The 1,943-nt window shown below is 69.2% G+C and carries 3 protein-coding genes; 2 read left to right on the forward strand and 1 reads right to left on the reverse strand.

What is annotated here, in order from left to right; translation table 11 throughout:
* Positions 1-401 (forward strand): hypothetical protein (locus DVA66_RS19865; protein ID WP_232822089.1); only part of this gene is annotated, 401 nt, incomplete at its 5' end.
* Between the two features lie 40 nt (positions 402-441).
* Complete coding sequence (locus DVA66_RS19870) at positions 442-1,482, forward strand: ribonucleotide-diphosphate reductase subunit beta (protein WP_114561520.1); 1,041 nt, start codon at positions 442-444, stop codon at positions 1,480-1,482.
* A gap of 64 nt (positions 1,483-1,546) precedes the next feature.
* On the opposite strand, the gene DVA66_RS19875 is transcribed toward DVA66_RS19870, so the two are convergent.
* The coding region (locus tag DVA66_RS19875; protein ID WP_198671984.1) for a hypothetical protein at positions 1,547-1,943 on the reverse strand (397 nt) is incomplete at its 5' end.

The raw sequence follows: 1,943 nt of genomic DNA on the forward strand, positions 1-1,943 counted from the left end.
GCTTCGGCTTCGGCCGTCGTCCGGGTCAGGCGCCCAGCTCGCAGGGCGGCGCCCCGGTGAGCCAGCCGCAGGCCCCCAACGGGCCGTCGGCGGCGGCCCCGCAGGACGCGGGCAGCCACTCCGAGCCGCGTCGGGGCTTCGGCTTCGCCCGGGCCACCACGTCTGCGGTAGCGTCGCCCGTCCCGGCCGCGGCACCGCCCTCGGCCCCGTCCGCGCCCGAGGCCGTCGAGCGCACCGTCCAGGTCGAGCACACCGTGGTCGAGCACAGCGAGCAGACCGTGCAGGTCGTGACGCCCGCCGTCAGCGCCGTCCAGCTGGACGGGTTCGAGCTGGACGTGATCGACGGCACCGCCTGCCCGGTCGACCCGATGGAGCGCCTGCAGTGCGACTCCTGCCAGTGACCGCCGAGATCCTCTCCTCCGAGACGACTGGAGCAACCCGATGAGCATCACCGACCAGACCGCCAGCACCGCCCCGGTCTCCGACGGCGGCTCGGCCTCGCGCGGCATCCTCGGAGCCGGCATCAGCGAGGGCCTGCTGCTCAAGCCGGTCCGCTACCAGTGGGCCCAGGACCTCTACGACCAGGCCGTGGCCAACACCTGGTTCCCCAACGAGATCCAGCTCGGCGAGGACCTGGCCGACTTCAACCGGATGACGGCCGAGGAGCGGCACGCTCTCACCTTCCTGATGAGCTACTTCAACCCCAGCGAGCTGCTGGTCAACAAGGCGCTGGCGTTCGGGGTGTACCCCTACGTCAACACCGCCGAGTGCCACCTCTACCTGGCCAAGCAGATGTGGGAGGAGGCCAACCACTGCATGTCGTTCGAGTACGTCCTCGAGACGTTCCCGATCGACCGCGAGGCGGCCTACAGCTCCCACGTCGACGTGCCGTCGATGGCGGCCAAGGAGGAGTTCGAGGTCCACTTCATCCGCCGGATGACCGAGCAGACCCTGGACATCACCACCGTCCACGGCAAGCAGGAGTTCATCCGCAACCTGGTGGCCTACAACGTCATCCTCGAGGGGATCTGGTTCTACAGCGGCTTCATGGTCGCGCTGTCGTTCCGGCAGCGGAACCTGCTGCGCAACTTCGGCTCGCTGATCGACTGGATCGTCCGGGACGAGAGCCTGCACCTGAAGTTCGGGATCAACCTGATCCTCACCGTGCTGGACGAGAACCCGGAGATCGCCACCGAGGAGTTCGCCGAGGAGATCCGTCAGATGATCATCGACGCGGTCGCCATGGAGGAGCGCTACAACCGCGACCTGCTGCCCAACGGCATCCTCGGGATGAACGCGGAGTACATCAACAGCTACGTCCGCTACCTGGCCGACCGCCGGCTGGAGGAGCTCGGCTTCGGGGCGCACTTCGGTGATGCCAACCCGGCGAAGTGGATGGCCACGGCCAACGACACGCTGCAGCTGGTCAACTTCTTCGAGGCGACCAACACCTCCTACGAGGTCAACGCGCGCCAGTCCTGATCCTGGACCGACCCGGCCGCCGTCAGCACCCGCTGGCGGCGGCCGCGTCGTCCCCGGGTCGGGGCTACCTGCCCTTCTTGGACTTGTCCTTCTTCTTGCCCTTGTCCTTGTCGCCCTTGTCCTTGTCGCCCTTGACCTTGTCGTCCTTGGCCTTGCCGTTCTTGCCGCCGTCCTTGCCCTTGCCCTTGCCCTTGGCGTCCTTGCCGTCCTTGGACCGGCCCTTGGCATCGTCCTTGGAGCGCCCCTTGCGCCCGGCAGCGCCGTCGGGGCGCGCAGGGGCCGCGTCGGCCGGCTTCTGCGAGCCGCGGGCGTCGCTGTAGGCCGGGGCGACCGAGACGGTGTCCTCGGACGTGGCGGGCGGGGTGATCCGGGTGGGCACCTCGGCGTCGCCGGAGTCGGTGACCACCTCGCTGGTGCTGCTGCGGCGCGGCGTCCGCTCGGCGGCGGTCTTCGCGGTGCGG

It is taken from the genome of Desertihabitans aurantiacus (genome assembly GCF_003344635.1).
Taxonomy (GTDB): Bacteria; Actinomycetota; Actinomycetes; order Propionibacteriales; family Propionibacteriaceae; genus Desertihabitans; species Desertihabitans aurantiacus.